The following is a 24,051-nucleotide window of genomic DNA, read 5'->3' on the forward strand; positions in this document are numbered from 1 at the left end:
TTTCTTCCCTAAAAAAGAACCTTATACACAAGATATCGTGCCATGAATGAGCGAAACCGCATCTGCTCCGGTCTTACCCCCGTATGAATACGGAAGAACGGAAACACTGGATATCATGGATGGCGACGATCGCGGAAGGCGTGGCGGGCGTCATGGCCGTGGAAGGGGGAGTTCCCGCCTCCCAGAGCGTGCCTGACCCCGGCCCCTCCCGCAGGCGGCATCCGCTGACTGAAACGGAAAAGCGCATCATTGAGCATCAGGGAACGGAACCTCCCTTTTCCGGGAGATTCGTCAGCTTTTTCGAGCAGGGCACCTATGTCTGCCGCAAATGCGGGGAACCCCTGTTCCGGTCAGAAGACAAATTCGATGCCGGCTGCGGATGGCCCTGCTTTGACGACTCCCTGCCGGACGCCGTCCGGAGCATCCGCCAGAACTCCGGACAGCGCACGGAAATCACCTGCGCCCACTGCGGCGGCCACCTGGGGCACCTCTTCAGCGGCGAACGGATGACTCCGAAAAACATGCGCTATTGCGTCAATTCCCTTTCCCTGGATTTCCAGCCCGCGCCGCAACCGGTCATCGCCGGGCACATGTCCTGAGAACGGGAAAAGGAGCGGCCGGGACGCACGCCGGGAGTGCCGTCAGGGTACTCCTGCCGCATTCCGGTTTCCGGGCAGGCGTTTCGCTGAAACATCTATTCTCCCTCCCGCGTAATGACGTATCATGGGAATGTCCATCATACGCATCATTCCGGTCCTGCTGGCGCTCTTCCCTGCCCCATTGCCGGCGGCAGTTCCCAGAATCGCCATTCTGGGGGACAGCATCCCTTACGCCGGCTACTGGCCGGCTCTCCTGGAATCCGGCCTGCGGCGGAATTCCGCCTATAGAAACGCGGAAATCGTCAACTTTTCCCTCCCCAGTGAAACGGCCTCCGGACTTTCCGAGCCGGGCCATGCGGCAGGAGCCTTTCCCCGCCCCTGCATCCACGACCGGCTGGACGCCATCCTTTCCCGGTACAAACCTACCCTGGTCATCGCCTGCTACGGCATGAACGACGGCATGATGCAGCCTTTTTCCGAGGCCAACTTTCAAGCCTACCAGCAAGGCATGGAACGGCTGAAAGCGAAGACGGAGTCCGCCGGAGCCCGGTTCATCGCCGTGACGCCACCCCTTTACATGGCGGACACGCCGGAAAAAGATTCCGCCCGCTACAACGCGGTTCTGGACATTTATGCCGAATGGCTGAACGGGCAGAAAAAGAAAGGCTGGCTGGTAGCGGACATGCGTCCCGGACTTTCCCGCCAAATCAGGGCGGCCAAAGAAAAGAACCCCCGATTCATGTATGCCCCGGACGGCGTCCATCCCGGCCCGGAAGGCCATTTGATGATTGCCCGGTCCGTCTGGCCCGCAATAGCTTCTTTCCTGAATCTTTCCCCGAACGTCCGTTTCGCGGAAGGAGATGCCTTCAACAAAATCCTGGAACGGCACAACCTCTTCAAACTGGCCTGGCTGTCGGAAACGGGCCATAAGCGTCCCGGTATTCCCGCCGGCGTCCCCATCGCCGAACTGCCCCGCATCGCGGAAGATGTCTGGACCAAGACAGCCCCAGAACCCGGGGCGGACCCTCACTCCCGCAACCTGAAAAATACGGTCCCCGTCGTGGACTTCATCCTGGATGCCCTCCGGAAAACGGGCGCTTCCATGCTCCGGGAGAACAAGGAGCCCGCACGCACGGGACCGGAAAAGGCTTCTTGAAAGAACCTCTTTCAGACCATGCTTCCGGCCTTCAGGACCGCAGGGGGATTAGCTTGACCTTTACCGGAATGTCGTTTACTTTGGTTCGAGCATTATTTGCAACCACTCACACTTATTATGACCGACCGCAGAATTGTTATCACCGGCATCGGAGTGATCAGCCCCCTGGGCAATGATCTTGCAAGCACCTGGGAAGCCATGAAGGCCGGACGCAGTGGGATTGACACCATCAAATCCATGGACGTCTCCGATTATTCCACGAAGATCGCCGGTGAAGTCAAGGATTTCGACCCCACCCCCTACTTCAAGACTCCGAAGGACGCCCGCCGCGTGGACCGCTTCACGCACTTTGCCATGGGTGCGGCCGGAATGGCTCTGAAGGACTCCGGCATGGATTTGGAAGCCGTGGACAAGACGCGCATCGGCGTCATGGTCGGGAGCGGCATCGGCGGCCTGGGCACGCTGGAAAGCCAGCACGCCACTCTTATTTCCAAGGGACCGGCCCGCGTGTCCCCCTTCATGATCCCGTACATGATCAGCAACATCGCCTCCGGCCTCATTTCCATGGAATACGGTTTCGGCGGTCCCAACATGTCCATCGTTACGGCCTGCGCCACCTCCAACCACAACATCGGGGAAGCATGGCGCATCATGAAATTCGGCGATGCGGACGTCATGGTCTGCGGCGGGGCGGAAGCCACCATCCTGCCTACGGGCGTAGCGGGCTTCAGCAACATGAAGGCCCTCAGCTCACGCAACGACGAACCCCAGCGCGCTTCCCGCCCGTATGATGTGGACCGCGACGGCTTCGTGATGGGTGAAGGCGCGGGCGTCGTCATTCTGGAAACGCTGGAACACGCCCAAAAACGCGGCGCCAAAATCTATGCGGAACTCGTCGGCTACGGCATCTCCGCAGACGCCTACCACCTCACCGCTCCGGACCCCGAAGGCCGCGGAGCCGCACGTTGCATGCAGATGGCCCTGGACCACGCGGGCATGAAGCCGGAAGACATCGACTACATCAACACGCACGGCACCTCCACGCCGCTGGGCGACATCTGCGAAACGAAGGCCATCAAGGCCGTCTTCGGCGACCACGCCAAAAATGGCCTGCTGATCAGCTCCACCAAATCCATGACCGGGCACCTTCTCGGCGCCGCAGGCGGCGTGGAACTGGCGGCCTGCCTCATGGCCATGCAGGACGGCATTATTCCGCCCACCATCAACGTGGACAACCAGGACCCGGAATGCGACCTGGACTGCGTGCCCAACAAGGCGCGTGAAGCCAGGGTGGACGCCGCACTGAGCAACTCCTTCGGGTTCGGCGGCCACAACTCTTCCGTCATCGTGAAGAAATTCGCCTGATTCCTTCCGGAACCCGGAATCTTCCCGGCGGAAGTGCCGATGCTTGTGTTTCACCGCAATCATCGCGCTTCCGCCTTCTGCATTTTTTACAACCATGGCCGCCAAAACACATCAGGACATTCTGCTCATGCGCTGGGCCCTGTTTTCCGTAACGGGGATCGTCCTCATCGTGGTGCTCTACTCGGTGGGGGTAACGCCTTCCTGGGCATTTGCCCTGAGAGAAGCCATGACCCAGGCTCCGTTCTTGCTGCCTCCGGACGCGCCCGCCCTGTCCCCCGGCGCCGGATTCCTGCTGTGCATACTGCTCACCCTCGCCGTGGCCTGCAATCTGCTGCTGATGCGCGGGCTTCTCCGGAAATCGGCCGTTCTCGCCGCCTTCCTGCTCCTGCTGGCCTGCTTCACTCCGGCTCTGGGCCTCTGGGGCGTTTTCTTCAACTTCGTGCCCTGCCTGCTTTCCGCCGGAACTGCGGGCCTGCTGGCCATCCTGTGGCCCCTCCCGGCGGAGCGGGAACAGGAACCATCTCCATCTCATGAATAATCTGGATTATCCCCTGCCTGTGCTTGAACTGGTCGCCGCCCTCAAGCAATTGCCGGGCATCGGCACGCGCGGCGCGGAACGCATGGCCCTGTGGATGCTCCAGGGGCACATGGGAGAGGCGGAATCCATCGCCCGGACCATCGGCCAGGCGGCGGACAGCGTCACGCCCTGCCCGGTCTGCGGCTTTTTCAGCACGGCGGAAGCCCCCTGCGAAGCCTGCCGGGACGAGGAAAGGGACGCCCGGACCATCTGCGTGGTGGAACAGGCCACGGACGTCATCCCCATTGAACGCAGCAGCGCCTACCGCGGATTGTACCATTGCCTGGGGGGCAAACTCTCGCCGCTGGACGACGTGGAGCCGGAAGACCTGAACATCCGCTCCCTGGTGGAACGGGTGGCCGGCCAGCCGGGGTGCGAAGTCATTCTCGCAACGGGGTCCGATGTGGAAGGGGAAGCCACGGCCACCTACCTGCACCACTTGTTGAAAGCCCTGGACTGCAAAATCTCCCGCCCCGCCCAGGGTCTGCCCGCCGGGTCCGGCCTCAGCCACGCGGACACGCTGACCCTGATGAAAGCGCTGGAAGGCAGAACCGTGCTTTAACCGCTCCCTTCCGGCAATCCACGTATTTCCGGAAATACGGACACTCTGAAGGAAACCGGCCGGAGAGTTTTTTCTGCCGTCTGAAACATATCCTACCAAGCCGCGCACCCCAAATCTCCAGAGGAAGCATATGCCGGAACTACTAAAAAACAGATACAATGACGAATCTCTCCGCGCGCTGGCTCTGAGTATTAACACCGTATATCCTCCGTTTCAGGTTGACGATTTTGTCAACGGCATCATGGACGAAACCTGGGACGGATTGGAGCTGAAAGCCCGCATGCGGCAAATTACCATCAATCTGGGAAGATATTTGCCGGACGATTATGAACAGGCGCTTGGCGTCATCGACAAGATTGTTGCGGGTTATCCCGAAGGATTTAATGACTTTACGTTAATGTGCTTCCCGGATTTTGTGGAAGTCTATGGGCAGGAGGAGCGCCATTGGAATTTGTCCATGGCCGCGTTGGAAAGGTATACCTCGTCCTCGTCTTCCGAATTTGCCGTAAGGCCCTTTATCATCAACCATGAAGAACGCATGATGCGGCAGATGGCCGCCTGGGCCCGGCATGGCAACGAGCATGTCCGGCGGCTTGCCAGCGAGGGCTGCCGCCCTCAACTGCCGTGGGGACAGGTGTTGGGCAGCTTCAAAAAAGACCCGTCGCCGGTTCTCGGTATTTTAGAACAGCTTAAAGCCGACCCGTCCCCGTATGTCCGTAAAAGCGTGGCCAACAGCCTGAACGATATTTCCAAAACACATCCGGACCTCGTTGCAAAAATTGCAAGGGATTGGTACGGAAAAAACAGCCATACGGACTGGATTGTAAAACACGGGTGCAGGACACTTCTTAAAAAGGGCAACAGGGATGTGCTGGACATCCTTGGATTCGCGGATGCCGGTTGTGTGGATGTGGACGGCTTTGCGCTGGGCGCCGCGTCCGCTTCCATTGGGAAGGAAATGGCCTTTTCCTTCAACATTGAGGCAAAAAAAGCGGCCAGGGTACGGCTGGAATATGGCATTGATTACGTCAAGGCGAACGGCAAAAGAAACCGTAAGATATTCCAGATATCCGAGCTCTCTTTAAAGGAAAACGGGAAAAGGTCTTACACAAAAACCCATTCCTTTGCGAATGCAAGCACACAGAAGCATTACCCCGGCACCCATTCGCTTACGCTTATTGTAAACGGCACTGAACGTGGAACACTGGATTTTGAGGTATTTGACACATAGCCCGCTTTATAGCAGGACATCCAAGCCATCTTCCCTGGTGTCCCGGTCTTTACGATATTCCCGTGCGAACCGAGTCGATTGATGTCCCCACTGCCCGCATCATGCACCTTTCATCCGCATCCCCTTTTTAAATGAGAAAACGCCTATTCCATGCGGCTTTGCGGAAGGCTGCCTGGAAATCATCTGCCTCTTCATCACCGCCAATTCACCTGTTCAGACAATGAAAAAGCCGCTCCCTTTACTTGCAGGAGCGGCTTGAAGAAACAAGTACCCTGCGGGAAATATCATCTTTTGCGGCGTCTCAGCAGCAACACGGCGAGTCCAGCCAATCCCAGGGAAGCCGTTGCCGGTTCGGGAACAGTATTCAACTCAATGGCCCCCAGCCCGACAAAATATCCATTGGTCTCCGCCCCCCGGGACAGGGAAAGTTCCATGGAATAAGTCTCTCCCGCCGTCAAGGTAACGGCCTTGTCCAGAGAAGACTCTTCCCTTACTCCGGAAGAACCGCCCCGTTGCCCCAGCGTCTCCACGCTGGCCTTCTGTGCACCGGAAGGAGTGACATCCCCCGTTCCCGCATAAGTCAGGGAGGAATCAGCACAACTGGCCAGAACCGTATCTCCCAATTTCAAATTAAACATATACGCACCTTTGCGGTTGCTGTTCTGAATCTGATTGGAACCGTTAAACGTAAAAAGATTCAGAGCTATTGAATCAATGGTTACATCTTCCGTTACGGTGAAGGACAAAGTCAGGGTCCATGTACCTCCAGTCCCCACATTCACGTTGGGACTCAAAAAGGAATTAACATAATTGGTACCCGTTTTCTGTCCCAGCGCACCGCCGGAAGCATTGGTAACCGTTTGGCCTGTGATAGAAACTCCGTCACTGACGGAAGGGTTGTACAGGGCGGCCGTCGTTCCGGGATTGGCTTGGTAATCAAAGATAATCGCTGCCTGGGCCGTGCCTGCAAGCGCGATGAGCGAGGTGGCAAAAAATAAGGAAGGCTTCATCTTCAAGTATAGTTAACTGTGTTAAATAGTGTTTTTTTGCACCAATTCCCCATGGATGGTAACACGCTACGAATAACGGATTAGGAATTCGGAATGTGTTTTTTTCATTCAGAAATATATAAAAAATTATATATTAATCGATTATAAAAATGTTCAAGAAAAAGTAAAAGCTATTTTTCTTCAAGAGCGATCAGGCCGGATAGCGTTAAAATACTCTATTTCCAACTTTTTCCATTGACTCCGAATTCCTAATCCGTGGATAGGTTCCAAACCAGACATAATTATAATGACGAAAAACAATGCCATTAAGTGTTTTGGGATGTTTGCATTCTCCCAGTGTCGATCAAATTCATCAATTTTCTCCAGTCTTAACCACTGTGCAGCCCGCTCCCGCCAATTGCCTGAAAAGTTCGACCCTTTTCCTGCGGCCACTCTGGTACGACAACCATTCTTCGCGCAAATCGCCACGTTCAGCCATTCTCTTGCTTGAACGGCTTCTCAAGGAAACATTATTTTCCAAAAAGCTAAAACAAAGGGGCATTCGGCAGGGTGGCACAGCATGCCGCGCCCTGTCGCCGGAATGGAGAACAAGGCAGCGGCTTCCTTCATGTATTGGAGAGCAAACCATGAATATCGTCCCACTGAATGTGAAAAAGCGTCTCCCGCTACCTATGTCACTGTGTAAACGACCTCGCCTGCTCCATTCCCCCTTCTGAATAACGGAGAGAGCCCCACCTCCACATCGTGGAGAAATCCTCTAGATACGAACCTTGCCGGGGGATTGGAAGCGGCTCAACAAACAAATTTTACAGGTTTTCGCGGAGGTGAAAAAGTGCAAAATCGTTTCGTGTACACCACGAAATACTGCTTGCCATTATTAAGAACGGCTAAAAAAGAAGAACGCATCATACCAATAAGACATACTTAAATCATCCTGATAAACTGGAATTTGTCAGCCTTGCTTCAATTCTGGATAGGGGATAATCAGGGACTGTTTCGTTTCATGACCCCCAATAACCTTTTCCATCCAAATCATGTTATACCAACGACCAAATTTATACCCGCATTGATGAAACTCTCCAACTTTTACAAAACCCAGATGCGCGTGGAAATCGGCACTGTTAGCTGTCAAGTATTCATCATCACATTCTGGAGAACCGATACAAGCGTATAGGTTGAGAATACCCATATCACGCAGAGCCTTTTCCAACGCCTCATAAATAGCCCCCCCCATTCCGCATTTCCGTGCGTTATGGTCAAGATAAATTGTCATTTCGCAGGACCAGTCATAGGCAGCTCTGCCGATAAAAACACCTGCATATGCGTATCCTTCAATACGGCCATCTTTCAAAATGACCAGATACGGATAACGTTGCATGGTCTTTTTCATCCGTCTCTTAAATTCGTCAAGGGACGGCGTATCGTATTCAAAGGTTATTGCCGTGTTCCTTACATAGTAGTCGTATATTTCCAAGATACGCTCCGCATCTTCCATTGTCGCATCACGAACAACAACCATAAATATTCTTCCTTCACAATTTTCGATTTGTCGTTCTGTGCCTTATCCGTCTAAGGAGAAAACACATAACCCACTTTCCTTATTTTAATATCAGCGCATGGAAATGTCAAACAGCCCATTTCGTTTCATTACTTTCCGCTGCTGCTTATAACCCTGTTTGTTCGCTTGGGCGTCCTTTTACTCTTTGCAGGATTGCATTGCATATAGCAGCAATACTGATTTCCGGGCTTTTCCGACTGGAAAAAGGACTTTATCGCCGCCTGATATTTACTATTTTTTATTCTAATTCAAATATCTGTGTTGACTGCGGATTTTTCCCACCTGCACATCCTTTCTGATGGGCAATCATTATTGCCATCACGACGAAGGGCATGAGTCACTCCCTTCCCACTTCATTCAGCGTTTCATCTATAGCTATGTGCGGAAAGGATGAACGTACGTACGGGCCGGACGGGGTTTGTTCTCCGCATCAGGAAAATTTGACCGGCAAATCCGTCAATCCGCGAGTCCGTCCACGCGGGCCCGGTCAAAATCCGCCGGACAAATAGTTACGTTCACCCGGTCGCCCGGTCGGAGAACATCCCTTAACGAGGCATTCTTCTTCTCCACGAAAGCCACAGTCGTCTTGCCATTAGGCAGAGTGGCGCGGAATGCTGTATCGGCAATGCGTTCCATAATAACAGCCACCGTCTGCACCGTATGGAAAGGATAAGGTTTCATCAGCAAGCTCCGTCTAGAGATTCATCAAGCCGTCCATCAAACCGCTTCCGGTCTTGAGTCCTTCTTCCACGGCATCCCGCAGATTGGGCATCACCGGAACAGGAACCTTGTCCGCGGCAGGAATCCTGAATCCGTCCTCCCTCTTCCCATCCTTGTCCCTGCCGTTCCCCGCCGCCTTGTTAAACAGGCGCGAGGCTACGTCCGCCGCCTCCGCCACTTTCTCCATGCCGATTTCCTTCAAACGTTCTCCGGCCGCCTTGAGCAGACGCGCGGACAGATCCTCCGAAGGATTGTCCCATGTGCCGCCAATATTCACATTCGCCCAGACGAGTCCGCCCCCCCCGCCCTGGCGGGAAGCGGAAAACACGTCGGAAAATCCCGGAAGGGAATTCCACATGCCATCGGCCCGCAAGCCAACCTGAAAACGCCCCTTCAAAGAGCCGTCATCCCCTATTTCCAGCCAGCCTTCCACCCGCATCAGGTTCTCGCTCTCTATCACTACATCGGACACATGCCAAACGCCTTTGATATAGCGGAACTGGGCGGAAGCCTTGTGCAGAGCCAATTGGCGGAATCTGGAGGAATCGCAGAACAGGGCCAGCCTGTCCAGAACGGGCAGCCCGGACAGCATGCCGTTCTGCAGGCGGACCAGGCCGGCCACATGAGTCAGCCTGCCCTGTTCCCCGCGCAAATCCACTCCGCCGCTCACTTCTCCCTGGACGTGCTTCTTCCAGTCGTCAGCCAATATGGAAGAAGCGGGAATGCTGTTGATCACGACGTTGGCAGTCCAGGACGAGGACATTTTGTCCCAGTCGCCTTTGATGTCCAGGTACCCGCCCGCCCCGGTCGTCAGGCGGCAGGTGGGAATGTTCAGCCGTCCGCTGGAGTGGTTGAACTGCACCGTCCCGGACATGAGGGAAAATTCCGGACAAAGCTTGAAGGGAACCATCAGTTTTCCGCCGCGCAAGTCAAACCTGTACTGGCTGGAGCCGGCGTCATGCGTGCACTCCACACCCGTCCCGTCCAGGGTATACAGATGGCCCGGAGTTCCGTAGGAAACGGAAAAGGAATTGATGCTTCCCTTTTCCAGCCGGAACGTATCCGGCAGAATATTTTCTTCCACCCAGCTTTTGGGTTCGTCCTCCTTCTCCTTGAAGCGGAAGGGTACGGGAGACAACTGAAGCTTCAGCTCCGCAATACTGGCGGAATTAATGACAAAAGCGCGTTTCAGCAGGTCCCAGCGGCTGAACTCCGTTTCAATGGACCTGGCCTGGAGGCTGGTCAGGAATTCGTGCCCCTGCATGGTCACCCCGCCGCACCGTATTCCGGAGCCGTCCCACTCCAGGGGTTCGATCCGGGCGTCATCCACATTCATGTCGTCAATGGCCGACTGGCGCAGCATGGACAGGAAAGAGTCGCTTTTCAGGTAGGACCTCACGTACAGATAGGACCCCGTCACCCCCGCAACCGCCAGAACGGCCGCACCAAGAACGCCCCACAGCAGCAACTTCTTCCAAAGTCCTCCGGTCCGGGCCTTTTTTCTGCGTATCCTCCTCGTTCTGGGCATGGTATCAGACTATAGCAAATCCGCGCACGGTCAAGCCTGCGAATTCCCCCGGAAGAAGCCCCAAACCCTTGCGGCGTGCAGATAAAACGGAAGCTTCTCCCCGTACATGGCCGCCTGCGTCCAGAAGCCGCACGCCCGTTCCCCGCCGCCTACTGGGGACCATGGTAGATCTTGTGCCTGCCGGAAGCCATGGTGATGAAAACCAGGAACAGCACGTAGGCCGCCAGGAACCCCATCGGGATCACGGCGCCATGCTCCCCGCGTCCCAGGGCGGCTACGGGCGCCGCCTGCTTCACCCAGATGTTTTCCGCCAGCCAGACCAGGAAAATAACCAGCAGCAGGGTAGGCGTCACATACTTCATGATGAAACGGTAAATCCTGGGAATCCGGATGGCGGAACCGTCCTCCAGGTCCCTCAGGCCGGAATCTACCCCCAGTTTCCAGGAAAACAGAATCATCATCACCATGCCGCTCATGAAAAAGCAGAGGGTGCCGAGGAAAAAGTCATACGTATCCATCGCCAGCAGGTCCTTGCTGAACCACGCCACGACCAGTGTTCCCGTAGAAGCGAAAAACCCCTGCACCACCACGGCCAGCTTGCGCTTCAACCCCATGAACTCCTCAATAAACGCCAGCCCCACCTGCATCATGGAAATGGAGCTGGTCACCGCCGCCACGGAAAGCAGCAGGAAAAACAGGCTGCCGAATACCACGCTTGACCCCATCTTGGCAAAAGCCTGGGGAAGAACCATGAACCCCAGCGCAAAGGTGCCCTGCCCGGCCGCCCCGGCCACTCCCAGAAACGCCACGGCCGCCGGCACGGTCATCATGCCGGCCAGCCCTACCTCGCACACCTCGTTGGAGGCGGAGGCCGACAAGGCGCTGAGGGCGATGTCCTCCTTCTTCCGCACGTAGCTGGCATACGTCAGAATCAGCCCCGTCCCCACGGAAAGGCTTAAAAACACCTGCCCGGCGGCGGCCACCCACAATTCGATATTCCGCAGTCCATCCCAAAGCGTCACCTTCGTGAGCCTCAGCGTTCCGTTGGACATCTCCACCTGGCGTCCGGCCTCCTCCATCGCTCCCGGCCTGGAGGCGGAAACCATGGAAACCGTTTTCCACTCCCCGCTTTCCGGCGTTTTTTCCTCCACCAAAACCTTGCTGGGATTCCACATATACCCCAGCCCCTGTTCAATGCTGCGGTCGGGATAATTCGGATCAGGGGTGCCGATGCAGAGGATGCGCACCAGCAATATCACGGAGACCAGAAGCAGCACGGGCATGAACCAGCGGGAAAACATCTCAATCCCCTTGCTGATGCCCCGGTAGATAATGCCCAGATTGATCAGAATAACGCCGCCCACGATCCAGAGCATTCCGTTGTCCGACAACAGGGCGCTTCCGTCTCCGGCCATGCCAGTGAAGCTGAAGAACGTCTGCGCCGTGCTCTCCGCCGTAACAAACAGCTCCGGCTGCGTCAGCATTTTCCAGAAGTAGCCAAAGCACCACGCCTCCACCACCATATAATAAAAAGCCACGGAAGACGGCCCCAGCACCGCCAGCACGCCCAGGAACTTCCACAGCCTGGACCCTTTCGTCAGGTACCAGAATACGCCGGGGGCGCAATGGGCGCCCTGCTGGCCGCCTCTGCGCCCGATGGACCATTCCGCCCACGCCACGGGCACGCCCACCAGAACCAGCATCATGCCGTAAGCCACCATGAACGCCCCGCCGCCGTACTGGGCGGCCAGGCCGGGAAAACGCAAAAAATTGCCCAGCCCCACGGCGCTTCCGGCCACGGCAAGAATCACTCCTATCTTTCCAGACCATTGGTCCTGCTGCGCCTTCAGGGATGACATGCAGGCAATACTGACAAAACAAGTCTCGTTTTCAAGAGAAAACAGGCCCTTTTGCCACTTGCGGAACGTCATTGCCACTTGACTTCCTCTCGTTTTTTGGAATCATTCTTTTAGAACCAAACCAAAAAACATATCATGCTCCTCATCGGAAAACCAGCACCTCATTTCAGTGCAAACGCAGTCGTCAACGGTACCATCGTCCCGGACTTCAGCCTTGACCAGTTCAAGGGTAAAAAATATGTGATCCTTTTCTTCTATCCGAAGGACTTCACATTCGTGTGCCCCACGGAACTGATCGGGTTCCAGGAGGCGCTCGGCGAATTCGACAAGCGTGACGTAGCCGTCGTCGGCTGCTCCACGGACAGCGAATTCTCCCACTGGGCGTGGGTGAACACCCCCCGCGAACAGGGCGGCATCCAGGGCGTCAGCTACCCCATCGTGGCCGACATCAACAAGACCATTTCCTCCGACTACGGCGTTTTGGCCGGCAACGAGGAAATCGACGAAGACGGCAACATCGAAGTCTCCGGGGAAATGATCGCCTACCGCGGCCTTTTCCTGATTGACAAGGACGGCATCGTCCGCCACCAGCTCATCAATGACTTCCCGCTGGGCCGCTCCATTGAAGAAGCCATCCGCGTCGTGGACGCCCTCCAGCACTTCGAGCTGTACGGAGAAGTCTGCCCGCTCGGCTGGCACAAGGGTGAAGCCGCCATGACTCCGTCTCACGAAGGCGTGGCCAGCTACCTCAGCAAGTAAACCGCGTTTTAAGCAATTTCAAGGCCGTTCCGCATGTTGCGGAGCGGCCTTTTTGATTTTCCACGCACGCGGGAAGAATCGCGACAACGCCGTCGCCCCTATTCCAGAGTTACGTTTACCTTGTTGTTGGCAATCAAATACTTGATGGCCTCCGCCGCCTGCATCCTGCTCATGGTCCCCTGTTTCACCCGCCGGGACAGTACCTCCACCAGCTTTCCGGCGAGAATATCGTCCACCTTTTTAGCTTCCACGGCCAGTTTCAGTTTCTGCATGGCTCCCAGCAGAGCCTTTTGCTCCACTTCCCGTGAAGAAATCTTGGCGCGCGCATCCTGCTCCGCCTGGTTGACAAAGGTTCTGGCCTTGGCCCCCTGCCTTTTCTCCCAGGCCTTGCGCGCGGCCCTGGCCTTCGCTTCGGGGTCTTCAATATCCACCTCGTACTTTTTCCCGTCCTCACCCGTCACGGAAACGGAAGCCGTGCTTCCGGAGGGGGAATGACGCTCCTTGAAGCGTTCAAACCGGGCCTTGGCGCTTCTGGAGCCGTCCCCGGAATGGGTATAATAACCGGCGGCACGTCCGGTTTCCAAAGAGCGTGAAGGTCCGGCGCCAGCCGAAACGGCAAGAACAGTAAATCCAGCACATCCAATAACAAGGTAGTTTTTATTCATGTTGATCCAACACATTTTCCACCAGGGAAACGGCTCATACCCGCATTTTTGTCTATTTTCAAGTACATTTCCGCATCTTTTCCAGGAAAATGTTCCCGTCATAAAACGGGGAGAATACGCGCACGCCCCTTGAGCCGCATGAACGCCTTTGCTACACACTTGGCATGAATGCGGATTTCATGGCAGCAGGCCCCACGGAAGACATATGGACAAAAACCATGGACTTTCTGAACATGCCGGACTGGCTCAAGCTGGAGATGGTGCAGTCCGCCGGGGCAAAAATCGTGCATGTGATCATCTGGCTGGTCATCAGCTGGATTCTTTTGAAACTGTTTTGCCAGGTGCTCCGCAAAATCACCTCCATGAAAATGTCTCCGCAGGCGTCCCGCCTGACGGTGAAAATCGTCAAAAACGCGGGTTATATCATCATCGGCGTGGAGGCCTTCGCCCTGATGGGGTTTGACATCCTCACTCTGCTGGGTGCGGCCAGCATCATCGGCGTGGCCGTGGGCTTCGCCTCCCAGACCTCCCTGTCCAACATCATCAGCGGCCTTTTCCTGGTAGGGGAAAAGCAGATCAACCTGGGAGACATGATTGAAGTGGACGGAATTACCGGCAACGTGGACTCCATCAACCTCATGTCCGTCCAGCTCCGGCTGCCGAACAATACCATGGTGCGCATTCCCAATGAAATGATCATCAAGAATCCGGTCAGCAACATCACCCGTTTTTCCACGCGCCGCTGCGATTTGACTTTGGGCGTGGATTATAACTGCGATATTGAGCACGTCGTAAGCGTCCTTCAAGAAGTAGTCAAGGAAAACAAGCTCTGCCTGGACGACCCGGCGCCACTCATCATGTTTTCAGGTTTTCAGGACTCTTCCCTGGGTTTCACGGTAGGGGCCTGGTGCCTGAAGGACAACTTCCTGGACTGTCAGAAAACCCTGGCGCACGATATCAAGCACCGTTTTGCGGCGGAGGGCATTTCCTTCCCCTTCCCCACCCGCAGCGTGGAGAGCAGAACCCCCATCAGAGTGGAAATCACCGGCACGCCAGAGAAAAATCAGTAAAGCTGTTCTTTTTGCTTTCTTTTTCCCCCGTGAAATTTCAATCTTGTCTGCGTAAAAGCCGCATTTATGTCTGACACACCAGCACCTGTTTTTAAAAGAATACTTCTGAAACTCAGCGGAGAAGCCCTGCGAAGCCCCGGAAGCATGGACAATATCTCTCCGGAAATCGTCGCCCGCATCGCTGAAGAAATCGCACAGGCGCACCGCGCGGGCGTCCAGATCGGGCTGGTAGTGGGCGGCGGCAACTTCTGGCGCGGCGCCAAGGCCAGCGTGCGCGGCATGGACCGCGCCACGGCGGACTACGTGGGCATGCTCGCCACAGTCATGAACGCCCTGGCCCTGCAAAGCGCCCTGGAACGCGCCGGAGTGCCCTGCGTGGTCCAGTCCGCCATTGAAATGAAAAACGTGGCGGAATCCTTCATCCGCCTGAAAGCCCGCTCCTACCTGGACAACGACAAAATCGTCATCTTCGGCGCCGGCACGGGCAACCCCTTCTTCTCCACGGACACCACGGCCGCCTTGCGCGCCAGCGAGATCAACGCGGAAGTCGTGATGAAAGCCACCTCCGTGGACGGCGTGTATGATGCGGACCCCAAGAAAGTTTCCGGGGCCAAGCGCTTTGACTCCATCTCCTACCAGGAATGCCTGGAACGCCAGCTCAAGGTCATGGACTCCACGGCCTTCACCCTCTGCATGGACAACAAAAAGCCCATCATCGTATTCGACATGCACACTCCGGGCAACATCACCCGCGCCCTGCTCGGGGAGCCTATCGGCACCACGATTTGCTGAACCCGGCGAAAAAACCTTTCAACCATACAAAAAAAACACTTAGCATCAACCATCATATGGACGCAGAAACATTACTATTGGAGACGGAGGAAGCCATGCTCAAGGCCGTGGACTTCGCCAGGCAGGAATTCTCCGGCGTACGCACGGGCAAAGCCTCTCCCGGCCTTGTGGAAAACCTGGACGTGCACGTATCCAGCTACGGCTCCGTCATGAAGCTGAAGGGCTTGGCCGTCATCAGCACGCCGGAACCCCGCCTCATCCTCATCCAGCCCTTCGACCCCAGCACGGCCCACGACATCGGCCGCGCCATCAACGAAAGCAAGCTGAACCTCAATCCGATCGTGGAAGGACGCTCCATCCGCCTGCCCATCCCCGCCTTGACGGAAGAACGCCGCAAGGACCTGGTGAAGCTCGTCAAATCCCAGGCGGAGGAAGCCCGCGTGCGCGTGCGCGGCGCCCGCAAGAATGGCATGGACTCCGCCAAAAAGCTCAAGACGGACAACATCGTCACGGAAGACGGCCAGCGGGACCTGGAAACGCAGATCCAGAAGCTCACGGACAAGTACGTCAAGGAGATTGACGATCTGGTAGCCGCCAAGGAAAAGGACATCATGACCATCTGAGCCAGCACCCTTCACCACCCAACCACTTCACGACAATGACAGACAATGTAACGAACTTCCTCGCCTCCGGCATCGAAATCAAGGGAACCATCCGTTTCCAGAACGACATGCACATCGACGGAAAAATTGAAGGCGAAATCATTTCCGACAAGGGGAAAGTCACCATCGGTGAAACGGCCCAGATCAAGGGCGACATCACCGCCGGAGACGTGCGCATCTACGGCAACGTGGAAGGCAAGGTCACTTCCGACCGCTGCGAACTCAAGCAGCAGGCCCGCGTCGTCGGAGACATGAAGACCCGCAGCCTGGCCATGGAAGAAGGCGCCCATCTGCTGGGCCGCACGGAAATCGGTTAAGGCCCGGAAAACCCCATCTTCAAGCCGTTCCCCCGGAAGGAGGGACGGCTTTTTTCATGGCCGGAACCGGAGCGGATATTTCCTTCCGCCGCATTCGGGAAAAGCTTCAGCCGTAAAAGAAGGAACGCTTCCGTTTCCGGAAACCGGTGCCGCGGAACTACGGCAAACGCAGCCTTCCGGGCGTCCATTTACGGATTCTCCGGACGCACGATGGACCAGGAACGGGGCTGGGACGGGTCCAGAATCTTTTTGATAAAGCCATTCACCTGCTCCACAGTCATGTTTTTGATGGCCCGGGTCTGTTTTTCAAAGGCGTCCAGAGGCAGCCCGAACAGGATATCCAGAGCCAGCATCTGGCACAGCGTGCCGTTGGACTGCATGGCCAGCAGGCGGGAGGAGAGGGCAGAAGCCTTCGTACGCTCCAGTTCCTCTTCCGTCATGCCTTGTTCATAGATCATGGACAGCGTTTCCCCCAGACGCCTTTCGGCTTCCTCCAGCTGTTCCGGAGACGTCCCCAGGTAAAAGCAGATGCCTCCGGCATCCATGCCGATGAACAGGGAGGAACTGGCATAATAGGCCAGGCCCGCTTCTTCCCGGATGTTCGTGAACACAGGGCCCGCCATGTCTCCGCACCAGGCTTGGAATATCAGGGCCATCGCCATGTCGGGGGAAACCACGTCCACTCCCGGCACGCCCACCACCAGAACGGCCTGCTGCTTGTCCAGCACGGTCACTTCCCTTCCCGGCTTCAGCGCGGGGGTAGGGGCAAGAGCGGGCGGACTACCTTTTCTCATGGCGCCCAGATGTTTTTCCAGCAGGGGAAGCACTTCATCCTTCGTCACATCCCCGGAAATGCACAACACGGCATTGGACGCGCAGACGATGCGCCCGTACTGCTTCCGGATGTCCTCCACCGTCAGGGAGGAAAGGCTCTGCGCCGTTCCCGCCGGGGAATTGCCGTAGGAAACGTTGCCGTAGGCCACGTGCCGCTCCTGTCTGAACGCCACGGAAAGGGGGTCTTCCATGTCTTCCTCCGCATCCGCCACAAAGGTTTCCTTTTCCTTCAGGAAGGCGTCCTCCGGGAAGGAAGGATTCATCACGACGTCCGCCATCAGTTCCAGGGCGGAATCCAGGTCTTCCGCCAGCGTCTGGCAGCCCACGCTCAGGGAATTGTTGCCCGTAGAGGTATTGATCGCACCGCCGATGTCTTCCAGAAACCGGGCAATGTCCGACGCGGACCGCGTGGAAGTCCCCTTAAGCAGGCATTCCGACATCAAATCCGTCACACCCGCATTCTGTTCATTTTCCGCAGGGCATCCGGCTTTGAACACCAGGCAGACATGCGCCAGCGGCAGCCGGTGGTCTTCCCGGACAACAACTTTCAATCCGTTGGAAAGCACAAGCTCGCTCAGGACGGTATCCGTCTTCTCACTGCCGGAGGGAACCTCCTCCGCATTGCTGCCCAGCGGGTCCAGGCTGACTTCCGTCACATTCGGGGAGGACAGCCACCCGGCGCACACCCGGTGCAGGTCTTCCGAGGTCACGCGTTCAATGGCCTCCTGCCATTCGGAGGACAAGTTCAAGTTGCGCGCGCCGAACCAGTCAGCACCCATTTCCGAGGCCATGCCGGAAGCCGAGCTTTTTCGGCTCAAACGGCTAACTCTTGTCTGCTTGCAGACTCTCTTGAGGTCTTCCGTAAAATCTTCCCGTTCCAGGTCCCGGAGTTCCTGAAGAACGAGGTCCCGCACCTTGTCCCGCTGGGCGCGGTCCACATCCATGGTGATGGTGAACGCTCCTTCATCGGACTCGGACTGGTTGGAATGCACCTCAATGCTGTACACCAGCCCCAGCCGGTCATGGAATTTCTCATAAAACCGCGCGGAACGGCCGCCGCCCAAAATGCTGGCCAGGGCGGACAGCGCCGGAGTATCCGGATGCGCGGAACAGGGCAGACGCCACGCCAGGCTCAATTTGGAATAAGGCACCGCAAACTCCTTCCGCACCGTCCGGGAACCGAACTGATGGGGCTCGTGCGGCAGCGGTTCCCGGTTCAGAGGTCGCGCCTTCAAATCCTCCACCAGCAGTTCCAGGTGGGACAGCACCTCCCTGGCATCCACATCCCCGGCGATTGAAAGCACCACATTGTTGGGAACATAGCGGGAGGCGTGATACTCCAGCACGTCCTCCCTGGTCAGGGTATCGAACACCGCCGGTTGGCCCAGTACGGGCCAACGGCGGGGGTGTTTGAGATACAGCGTCTGCATTAAAAGCTGGTAAGCCACGGAATCCGGTTCATCCGCGTACATGGCCATTTCCCGGCGCACCACTTCCTTCTCCCGCTCCAGCTCTCCTTCCGGGAAGGTGGGGGAAAACACCAGTTCCGTCAGCAGATTCAGGAAAACCTGCCAGGACTCCGCCGGACCGTCTATATAGAAAACGGTGCGGTTGACGCTCGTATAGGCATTCCAATGGCCTCCCCGCTCCTGCACCTTGCGGGCCAGATCCTGCCCGGAGTAATTCTCCGTTCCCTTGAATACCAGATGCTCCAGCAAATGGGAAATCCCGCTGCCCTGCAAATGCCCCTCATTCATGGAGCCCGTCCCCACCCAATATTGAAGAGATACCACGGGATGGGACTTGTCCTCCTTGATCAAAACCGTCAAACCGTTCCCAAAACGGTGCATCACAGGTTCCTTAACTGAACTCATATCTCTTACCGTGCCTCAAGACGGAGGACGGTGCAAGCCGCCGCTCTGTCCGCACTCCGGCACTGTCAGACTTCTTATGTCCTGCGCGGGCACAAATGAATACAAAAACACCCTGTAAAAAACATGTTCCAGCCATCTTTTTTTGAACAAATCTTAAAGTCCGCAACTCTATGCTGTCGTAGAACGACAGTTAACGCGCTGTCCTCATTAAATAAACCAACCATAAAGAAATAAACCATATGAAGAAGATACTCGCTGTAGCAGCTTTCGCATTCGCATTCAGCATCAATGGCTACGCCCAGGAAGCCGCCCCGGCGGACTCCTCCGCCCCCGCCGCCCAGAAATCCTGCTGCAACGACAAGAAATGCAGCAAGGATGCTCCGTGCGACAAGGACGGCAAGTGCGCCCAGAAATGCGACAAGCCCTGCAGCAAGGGAGAAAAGCCCTGCGACTGCTCCAAAAAGGCGGAAGCTCCCAAGGCCTGATCCCACGGAAGCCACTCCCATGCATATGAACCCTTGCCGGAACGTTTCCGGCAGGGGTTTTCTCCGCCGGACGGAGTGAACAGACTCTTCCCGGTGACCATTAAAATACTTGATTTCAACCTTCAACCCATTTTATAAGAAAATCATGAAAGCCACCTCCATCCTCACCATCGGCTGCGCAGCCATCGCGCTCTCCGTTACATCCTGCACCAACTTCGGCTCCCCGAACACTTACAACATGAATGAAATCGGCGGTGTTCAGGAAACCTATTACGGTACGGTCACCAGCGTGGAAACCGTCAAGATCCAGGCCAATAACGCCAATGCCGGCACCGGCGTGGGCGCCGTGGCGGGCGGTCTTACCGGAGCCATGTTCGGCGGCGGCAACGCCAAGTACGCTACGGCGGCAGGCGGAGCCATCATTGGAGCCATCGCCGGCAACCAGATTGACAAGGCCGTGAACAACACGACCGGCCAGCGCATCACCGTGCGCCTGAACCAGACGAGAAACGGCACCCGGAACTACACCGTCGTCCAGCCCGTCGGCAAAAACAACCCCATCTATGTCGGACAGCAGGTTCGCGTCATCATCGGCAACACCGGTTCCCGCGTTCTGGCCTACTAAGAAGCCATTCAGCTATCCAGCCATATCTCCGGCATGATTTTCGGCACCTTACCCGGCGGCGCTCCTGTTGAAATCTTTGAATTGTCCTCCGACAGGATGACAGTGCGGATCAGCAACTACGGGGGGCGCATCATCTCCGTCGTCAAGGACGGCATGGACATGATCGTAGGGCCCAAGAGCTTTGAAGACATGCTGAAAGACACCTGTTACTGCGGTGCGATTTGCGGCCGGGTCGCAAATCGCATCGCCAAAGGCAGGTTTTCCATTGACGGGGACGCCCACTCCGTAGCTGTTAACAACGGCCCCAACCACCTGCACGGCGGCCTCCAGGGTTTTGACAGCAAAATATGGCAGGTTCAGGAAGCCGCGCGCAACACGCTGGTGCTGACGCTCCATTCTCCGGACGGGGAGGAAAACTACCCCGGCAATCTTGAAGTGGTGGCTACCTACACACTCATGGAGGAGACCCTCCACCTGCGCATGGAAGCGTACTCGGACGCGGCCACCATCGTCAACCTCACCAACCACGCCTACTGGAACCTTTCCGGAAAGCCCGACATCAATTCCATGACGCTGGAAGTCCGGGCCTCCGCCTACACCCCCGTGGATGAAACCAACATCCCGGACGGGCGTATCCTGCCCGTGGAAGGCACGGACTTTGACCTGCGCAGGGCGGCCCTTCTTGGGGAACGCAACTCCGCCGCCCACCCGGACACCGCCGCCGGACTGGACCACAACTACGTGCTGGATTCCGAACCAGGCGACAAGATCGCGGCCATCCTCCTTGATCCCTCTTCAGGCCACCGCCTGATCGTGGCGACGGACGCCCCCGGGCTCCAGGTTTACACGGGAGAATACCTTCCCAAGGCGCGCCAGGGGATTGCTCTGGAAGCCCAGGGCTTCCCGAATGCCGTCAACGTGCCCCACTTCCCCAGTGTTCTCCTGCGCCCCGGTCAATCCGTCACGCGCAGCATTTCCTGGACAATCAGGTAAAGGCGGATTCCATCATCCGGCCCACCGTCACCCCACCGTGCACAATAATACCTGCCGTACATGGGGGGGAGCCATGGCGGTTAGCGTTCCAGCCGCCGCAGAATAACATGGGCCGGGCGGTAAAATTCTACCTTCTTCAGCCAGTCTTCAGCCGTTCCGGGAACGTCTTTCAGCAGGCCGCCCGCCTTCAGGCAGCCCACCAGATAGACTTCCCGGCCATACCGTTCCAGATAACGGGAGGAATCCCCGTAAAGAATGCGGCCATACGGTTTGACCAGATCCGGATGTTTTAATGCCCGTTCCAGAAATTCAATGGTGTCCCCATCCAGATAATCGCGGGCTTTTTCCACATTCCGTTCATGCCGGATGCCGCAGTACAGGATCAGCCCCATATCCTCGCGTCCGGGCGCATCCGTGCCGGAGGAGCGGCCCCCCCCGATCCAACTGCCCAAAGAGCAACGGGAATTATATACAAGATATTCCTGTACATTAATTTCCGCTTGTCCAGAGGCAGAAACTCCCCGTCTTCACGCAGGGCTTCCTGATGGACCTGCCGCAATTTTTCCTTCACCATCCCGCACAATAAATCATACCTGCCTTTCCCCAATTCCACCCTTCCGATCTTCACCATGTTATCATTCGATTTCAACACCAGCCATTCGTTCGCCCCCATACTGCCGCAGGAGGCGCTCTTGATGCAGCGCCAATCCATGAACAGGGGAGGCCGTAAAAAGCGGGTAACGGTTATCCCGTCCTCGCCAACCTTCACCTGGAATTGCCGCATGGAGAAAAAGCAAAGAACGCCTGCCAGCAGGAAGAATGCCGCCCACAGCAGGTTCTCCCACCCTATCTCTTCCAATCCCCGGTAAACGCGGATAACCTTCCATAAATCAGGCAGGGCGCAAGCGGCCATCACCAGCAGGAGCCCCCAGGACCATCCGGCCAGATTGCAAAAGGTATCCTTCTGTTGTCCTTTCATGTTCCATGTCTTATATAAAAATCACGGAACAGGCAAGCATTTGTCCGAACGCCGGCGGTCCCTCCGTTCAGGATTGCCGGGGCCCGACTCCGTAAAGAGCTTCCGCAGCCACTTTCTGCAATCCTTCCGCGACGCGTTCCAGCGAACGGCCGATGAATATCAAATCCGCCACGGAGGCGAGATTGTCCCGGTAATGTTCCGGCAGACGGGCGAATGTTTCCGTCAAGGTCCCGGTTTTCTCCGCCAGGGACGCCAGTCCCGGCGCCAGGGAAGCCAGGGCCGGGGCATCCCATGAAGAGACGGCCTTGTTGACGGCCCTGAACTGTTCGGCCAGCTCCCGGTACACGGGTTCCACCAATCCGGCTTCCCGGAGGCGGGGCCTTTTATTCAGCTTGTTGGCCCTCTTGGCGATGGTGACGGACTCATCCCCCATGCGTTCATAAATGGCGGACAGGCGGATGGAAGCCAGCACCACCCTCAAGTCAGATGCCACCGGGCTGAAAAACGCCAGGAGATGCATCCCTTCCCGGTCCACGGCCATTTCCAGTTCGTCCAGTTCCTCGTCATCGGCAATGGCCTGGTTGGCGGGATCCTCGTCCTGCTGGAGCAGACCGGCAACGGCCAGATCAAGGGCGCTCTGCGCCTTGTAAGCCATTTGCAGCAAATACGTGTTCAGGGAAGTGAGGGCGGCATCAAATTCCCGCAGGGTGTGGGCGTCGTGGTTCATGGTCGGAAATGTTGGTTCGATTGTCGGAGGAAGCCGCCCTGGCGGCATGGTAAAAAATATGCAGCCTGCGCAGGCCGCCGGTCTTCCTCGCGGAAGCGGCAAAACGCCGAGCGGAACAGGAGACTCCGGAAAAGCGGCGGGAACCGGCCCTGCCTGAACATATTGATGGAATCATAAATCGTCTTCTATTGTTAACTGAATCTTCCCGTAATATAATCTTCCGTCTCCTTCATGGACGGATGGGAAAAAATCTTCTCCGTGGAATCAAACTCCACCAGCCTTCCCAGCATGAAAAACCCCGTCAGGTCGGAAACGCGGGTGGCCTGCTGCATGTTGTGCGTCACCACGACGATGGTGAATTTCTCCTTGAGGCGGTGCATCAATTCCTCCACGCGCACCGTGGCGATGGGGTCCAGGGCGGAACAAGGTTCATCCATCAGTAAAATACGCGGCTTGACGGCGATGGAACGGGCGATGCAGAGGCGCTGCTGCTGGCCGCCGGAAAGTCCGTTGGCGGAAGTGTGGAGCCTGTCCTTCACTTCGTCCCACAGGGCGGCATGGCTCAGGCTCTCCTCCACGGCTTCATCCAGAACGGCCCTGTCCCTTACTCCCGCCAGCTTCAAGCCGTAGGAAACATTCTCGTAAATGCTCATGGGGAAGGGATTGGACTTCTGGAAAACCATGCCCACTTCCCGGCGCAGGCGGATCGGGTCCAGGGTGGGGGAAGTCACGTCCACCCCGTCAATGCGGATGGCCCCCCCCGTGACGCGGGCCTCCGGAATGCGGTCATTCATCCGGTTGATGCAGCGCAACAGTGTGGATTTTCCGCAGCCGGACGGCCCGATAAACGCCGTGACACGGTTTTTCGGAATCAATATGTTGACGTTAAAAAGCGACTGTTTGCTGCCGTAACAGAAATCCAGGGAATCCACCTCCACGGCGGTTTGATCGGGTATTGCAGGCGGTAGGCTCATATCTCTGACCATGGCGCGGCTCATCACCGCTGCCCGCATGGTATCGCAAATTCCCCCCGCAATGACCATCCAGGGATTGTGACGATTTCTTAACCTGGCCTTCTTGGCCCATTTCCCGCAACGTTCACCG

General features: G+C 56.8%; 25 protein-coding genes. 14 read left to right on the forward strand and 11 right to left on the reverse strand.

Annotated features, from left to right (window positions below; translation table 11 throughout):
* The first annotated feature begins 83 nt into the window (after nt 1–83).
* The 6 genes from msrB to OQH67_RS02165 all read left to right on the forward strand — a co-directional run bounded on the left by msrB (nt 84) and on the right by OQH67_RS02165 (nt 5,490).
* Nucleotides 84–599 carry a peptide-methionine (R)-S-oxide reductase MsrB gene (gene msrB, locus OQH67_RS02140; RefSeq protein ID WP_231863849.1) on the forward strand — a complete coding sequence of 172 codons (516 nt, stop codon included), beginning with the start codon at nt 84–86 and terminating at the stop codon, nt 597–599.
* Nucleotides 600–723: 124 nt separating this feature from the next.
* Nucleotides 724–1,755: a DUF459 domain-containing protein gene (locus tag OQH67_RS02145; RefSeq protein ID WP_067571102.1), complete on the forward strand. Its 1,032-nt coding sequence runs from the start codon at nt 724–726 to the stop codon at nt 1,753–1,755.
* A 117-nt stretch (nt 1,756–1,872) separates the two neighbouring features.
* The gene (gene fabF, locus OQH67_RS02150; protein WP_067571100.1) at nt 1,873–3,120 is read left to right on the forward strand and encodes a beta-ketoacyl-ACP synthase II; all 1,248 of its coding nucleotides are present in this window, start codon (nt 1,873–1,875) and stop codon (nt 3,118–3,120) included.
* Nucleotides 3,121–3,214: 94 nt separating this feature from the next.
* Nucleotides 3,215–3,658 (forward strand): hypothetical protein, encoded by a 444-nt coding sequence (locus OQH67_RS02155; RefSeq protein ID WP_067571098.1) that lies wholly within the window; start codon nt 3,215–3,217, stop codon nt 3,656–3,658.
* Complete coding sequence (gene recR, locus OQH67_RS02160) at nt 3,651–4,259, forward strand: recombination mediator RecR (protein ID WP_067571096.1); 609 nt, start codon at nt 3,651–3,653, stop codon at nt 4,257–4,259. Before OQH67_RS02155 ends, recR begins: the two co-directional genes overlap by 8 nt.
* Nucleotides 4,260–4,389: 130 nt before the next feature.
* On the forward strand, nt 4,390–5,490 hold the full coding sequence (locus OQH67_RS02165; RefSeq protein ID WP_067571094.1) for a DNA alkylation repair protein: 1,101 nt from the start codon (nt 4,390–4,392) through the stop codon (nt 5,488–5,490).
* Between the two features lie 284 nt (nt 5,491–5,774).
* On the opposite strand, the gene OQH67_RS02170 is transcribed toward OQH67_RS02165, so the two are convergent.
* The 5 genes from OQH67_RS02170 to OQH67_RS02190 form a co-directional block, all read right to left on the reverse strand.
* On the reverse strand, nt 5,775–6,500 hold the full coding sequence (locus OQH67_RS02170; RefSeq protein ID WP_215436473.1) for a PEP-CTERM sorting domain-containing protein: 726 nt from the start codon (nt 6,498–6,500) through the stop codon (nt 5,775–5,777).
* 952 nt (nt 6,501–7,452) lie between these two features.
* Nucleotides 7,453–8,019 carry a GNAT family N-acetyltransferase gene (locus OQH67_RS02175; protein WP_067571089.1) on the reverse strand — a complete coding sequence of 189 codons (567 nt, stop codon included), beginning with the start codon at nt 8,017–8,019 and terminating at the stop codon, nt 7,453–7,455.
* A 495-nt stretch (nt 8,020–8,514) separates the two neighbouring features.
* Entirely contained in the window at nt 8,515–8,739 is a 225-nt protein-coding gene (locus OQH67_RS02180) for a hypothetical protein (protein ID WP_067982001.1), read from the reverse strand.
* 13 nt (nt 8,740–8,752) lie between these two features.
* Nucleotides 8,753–10,306, reverse strand: coding sequence for a hypothetical protein (locus tag OQH67_RS02185; protein ID WP_067571087.1), 1,554 nt, complete (start codon nt 10,304–10,306; stop codon nt 8,753–8,755).
* A gap of 149 nt (nt 10,307–10,455) precedes the next feature.
* Nucleotides 10,456–12,165, reverse strand: coding sequence for an SLC5/6 family protein (locus OQH67_RS02190; RefSeq protein ID WP_067982006.1), 1,710 nt, complete (start codon nt 12,163–12,165; stop codon nt 10,456–10,458).
* A gap of 132 nt (nt 12,166–12,297) precedes the next feature.
* On the opposite strand from OQH67_RS02190, the gene OQH67_RS02195 reads away from it, so the two are divergent.
* The gene (locus tag OQH67_RS02195) at nt 12,298–12,924 is read left to right on the forward strand and encodes a peroxiredoxin (RefSeq protein ID WP_161981439.1); all 627 of its coding nucleotides are present in this window, start codon (nt 12,298–12,300) and stop codon (nt 12,922–12,924) included.
* Nucleotides 12,925–13,022: 98 nt separating this feature from the next.
* Here the strand turns inward: OQH67_RS02195 and OQH67_RS02200 are convergent, their stop codons facing one another.
* Complete coding sequence (locus tag OQH67_RS02200) at nt 13,023–13,508, reverse strand: hypothetical protein (RefSeq protein ID WP_067571082.1); 486 nt, start codon at nt 13,506–13,508, stop codon at nt 13,023–13,025.
* Nucleotides 13,509–13,753: 245 nt separating this feature from the next.
* Here OQH67_RS02200 and OQH67_RS02205 point away from each other — a divergent pair, with 245 nt between their 5' ends.
* The 4 genes from OQH67_RS02205 (at nt 13,754) to OQH67_RS02220 (ending at nt 16,430) form a co-directional block, all read left to right on the forward strand.
* A complete protein-coding gene (locus OQH67_RS02205) occupies nt 13,754–14,659 on the forward strand; it encodes a mechanosensitive ion channel family protein (RefSeq protein ID WP_067951967.1) in 906 nt (301 codons plus the stop codon).
* A gap of 66 nt (nt 14,660–14,725) precedes the next feature.
* Nucleotides 14,726–15,451 (forward strand): UMP kinase, encoded by a 726-nt coding sequence (gene pyrH, locus OQH67_RS02210; RefSeq protein WP_067571080.1) that lies wholly within the window; start codon nt 14,726–14,728, stop codon nt 15,449–15,451.
* Between the two features lie 56 nt (nt 15,452–15,507).
* Nucleotides 15,508–16,074 (forward strand): ribosome recycling factor, encoded by a 567-nt coding sequence (frr, locus tag OQH67_RS02215; RefSeq protein ID WP_067571688.1) that lies wholly within the window; start codon nt 15,508–15,510, stop codon nt 16,072–16,074.
* Nucleotides 16,075–16,109: 35 nt separating this feature from the next.
* Nucleotides 16,110–16,430, forward strand: a complete 321-nt coding sequence (locus OQH67_RS02220) for a bactofilin family protein (protein WP_012420356.1) — start codon at nt 16,110–16,112, stop codon at nt 16,428–16,430.
* Between the two features lie 188 nt (nt 16,431–16,618).
* Here the strand turns inward: OQH67_RS02220 and OQH67_RS02225 are convergent, their stop codons facing one another.
* A complete protein-coding gene (locus tag OQH67_RS02225) occupies nt 16,619–19,138 on the reverse strand; it encodes a M16 family metallopeptidase (protein ID WP_082770092.1) in 2,520 nt (839 codons plus the stop codon).
* A 239-nt stretch (nt 19,139–19,377) separates the two neighbouring features.
* Between OQH67_RS02225 and OQH67_RS02230 the strand changes: the two genes are divergently transcribed.
* The 3 genes from OQH67_RS02230 to OQH67_RS02240 all read left to right on the forward strand — a co-directional run bounded on the left by OQH67_RS02230 (nt 19,378) and on the right by OQH67_RS02240 (nt 21,241).
* Nucleotides 19,378–19,623, forward strand: coding sequence for a hypothetical protein (locus OQH67_RS02230; protein WP_215436476.1), 246 nt, complete (start codon nt 19,378–19,380; stop codon nt 19,621–19,623).
* A gap of 145 nt (nt 19,624–19,768) precedes the next feature.
* The gene (locus OQH67_RS02235; RefSeq protein ID WP_147549655.1) at nt 19,769–20,248 is read left to right on the forward strand and encodes an outer membrane lipoprotein; all 480 of its coding nucleotides are present in this window, start codon (nt 19,769–19,771) and stop codon (nt 20,246–20,248) included.
* A 33-nt stretch (nt 20,249–20,281) separates the two neighbouring features.
* Nucleotides 20,282–21,241 carry an aldose epimerase family protein gene (locus tag OQH67_RS02240; RefSeq protein WP_067571071.1) on the forward strand — a complete coding sequence of 320 codons (960 nt, stop codon included), beginning with the start codon at nt 20,282–20,284 and terminating at the stop codon, nt 21,239–21,241.
* A gap of 80 nt (nt 21,242–21,321) precedes the next feature.
* On the opposite strand, the gene OQH67_RS02245 is transcribed toward OQH67_RS02240, so the two are convergent.
* The 4 genes from OQH67_RS02245 to pstB all read right to left on the reverse strand — a co-directional run bounded on the left by OQH67_RS02245 (nt 21,322) and on the right by pstB (nt 23,990).
* Nucleotides 21,322–21,633, reverse strand: coding sequence for a hypothetical protein (locus OQH67_RS02245; RefSeq protein WP_067571068.1), 312 nt, complete (start codon nt 21,631–21,633; stop codon nt 21,322–21,324).
* Nucleotides 21,624–22,220: a hypothetical protein gene (locus OQH67_RS02250; RefSeq protein WP_067571066.1), complete on the reverse strand. Its 597-nt coding sequence runs from the start codon at nt 22,218–22,220 to the stop codon at nt 21,624–21,626. Before OQH67_RS02250 ends, OQH67_RS02245 begins: the two co-directional genes overlap by 10 nt.
* Before the next feature lie 67 nt (nt 22,221–22,287).
* The gene (locus tag OQH67_RS02255; RefSeq protein WP_067571064.1) at nt 22,288–22,947 is read right to left on the reverse strand and encodes a phosphate signaling complex PhoU family protein; all 660 of its coding nucleotides are present in this window, start codon (nt 22,945–22,947) and stop codon (nt 22,288–22,290) included.
* A 191-nt stretch (nt 22,948–23,138) separates the two neighbouring features.
* Nucleotides 23,139–23,990: a phosphate ABC transporter ATP-binding protein PstB gene (gene pstB / locus OQH67_RS02260; protein WP_412127175.1), complete on the reverse strand. Its 852-nt coding sequence runs from the start codon at nt 23,988–23,990 to the stop codon at nt 23,139–23,141.
* Nucleotides 23,991–24,051 lie beyond the last annotated feature (61 nt).

It is taken from the genome of Akkermansia biwaensis (genome assembly GCF_026072915.1).
In the GTDB taxonomy this organism is placed as follows: Bacteria; Verrucomicrobiota; Verrucomicrobiia; order Verrucomicrobiales; family Akkermansiaceae; genus Akkermansia; species Akkermansia biwaensis.

Coding starts and splice junctions, on each gene's coding strand:
- OQH67_RS02190 (WP_067982006.1), bottom strand. CDS start 12,165: ATGTCATCCCTGAAGGCGCAGCAGGACCAATGGTCTGGAAAGATAGGA.
- OQH67_RS02255 (WP_067571064.1), bottom strand. CDS start 22,947: ATGAACCACGACGCCCACACCCTGCGGGAATTTGATGCCGCCCTCACT.
- OQH67_RS02240 (WP_067571071.1), top strand. CDS start 20,282: ATGATTTTCGGCACCTTACCCGGCGGCGCTCCTGTTGAAATCTTTGAA.
- OQH67_RS02175 (WP_067571089.1), bottom strand. CDS start 8,019: ATGGTTGTTGTTCGTGATGCGACAATGGAAGATGCGGAGCGTATCTTG.
- OQH67_RS02220 (WP_012420356.1), top strand. CDS start 16,110: ATGACAGACAATGTAACGAACTTCCTCGCCTCCGGCATCGAAATCAAG.
- pyrH (WP_067571080.1), top strand. CDS start 14,726: ATGTCTGACACACCAGCACCTGTTTTTAAAAGAATACTTCTGAAACTC.
- OQH67_RS02180 (WP_067982001.1), bottom strand. CDS start 8,739: ATGAAACCTTATCCTTTCCATACGGTGCAGACGGTGGCTGTTATTATG.
- frr (WP_067571688.1), top strand. CDS start 15,508: ATGGACGCAGAAACATTACTATTGGAGACGGAGGAAGCCATGCTCAAG.
- OQH67_RS02230 (WP_215436476.1), top strand. CDS start 19,378: ATGAAGAAGATACTCGCTGTAGCAGCTTTCGCATTCGCATTCAGCATC.
- recR (WP_067571096.1), top strand. CDS start 3,651: ATGAATAATCTGGATTATCCCCTGCCTGTGCTTGAACTGGTCGCCGCC.
- OQH67_RS02155 (WP_067571098.1), top strand. CDS start 3,215: ATGGCCGCCAAAACACATCAGGACATTCTGCTCATGCGCTGGGCCCTG.
- OQH67_RS02170 (WP_215436473.1), bottom strand. CDS start 6,500: ATGAAGCCTTCCTTATTTTTTGCCACCTCGCTCATCGCGCTTGCAGGC.
- msrB (WP_231863849.1), top strand. CDS start 84: ATGAATACGGAAGAACGGAAACACTGGATATCATGGATGGCGACGATC.
- pstB (WP_412127175.1), bottom strand. CDS start 23,990: ATGGTCATTGCGGGGGGAATTTGCGATACCATGCGGGCAGCGGTGATG.
- fabF (WP_067571100.1), top strand. CDS start 1,873: ATGACCGACCGCAGAATTGTTATCACCGGCATCGGAGTGATCAGCCCC.
- OQH67_RS02235 (WP_147549655.1), top strand. CDS start 19,769: ATGAAAGCCACCTCCATCCTCACCATCGGCTGCGCAGCCATCGCGCTC.
- OQH67_RS02225 (WP_082770092.1), bottom strand. CDS start 19,138: ATGAGTTCAGTTAAGGAACCTGTGATGCACCGTTTTGGGAACGGTTTG.
- OQH67_RS02250 (WP_067571066.1), bottom strand. CDS start 22,220: ATGAAAGGACAACAGAAGGATACCTTTTGCAATCTGGCCGGATGGTCC.
- OQH67_RS02185 (WP_067571087.1), bottom strand. CDS start 10,306: ATGCCCAGAACGAGGAGGATACGCAGAAAAAAGGCCCGGACCGGAGGA.
- OQH67_RS02245 (WP_067571068.1), bottom strand. CDS start 21,633: ATGGGGCTGATCCTGTACTGCGGCATCCGGCATGAACGGAATGTGGAA.
- OQH67_RS02165 (WP_067571094.1), top strand. CDS start 4,390: ATGCCGGAACTACTAAAAAACAGATACAATGACGAATCTCTCCGCGCG.
- OQH67_RS02205 (WP_067951967.1), top strand. CDS start 13,754: ATGAATGCGGATTTCATGGCAGCAGGCCCCACGGAAGACATATGGACA.
- OQH67_RS02145 (WP_067571102.1), top strand. CDS start 724: ATGGGAATGTCCATCATACGCATCATTCCGGTCCTGCTGGCGCTCTTC.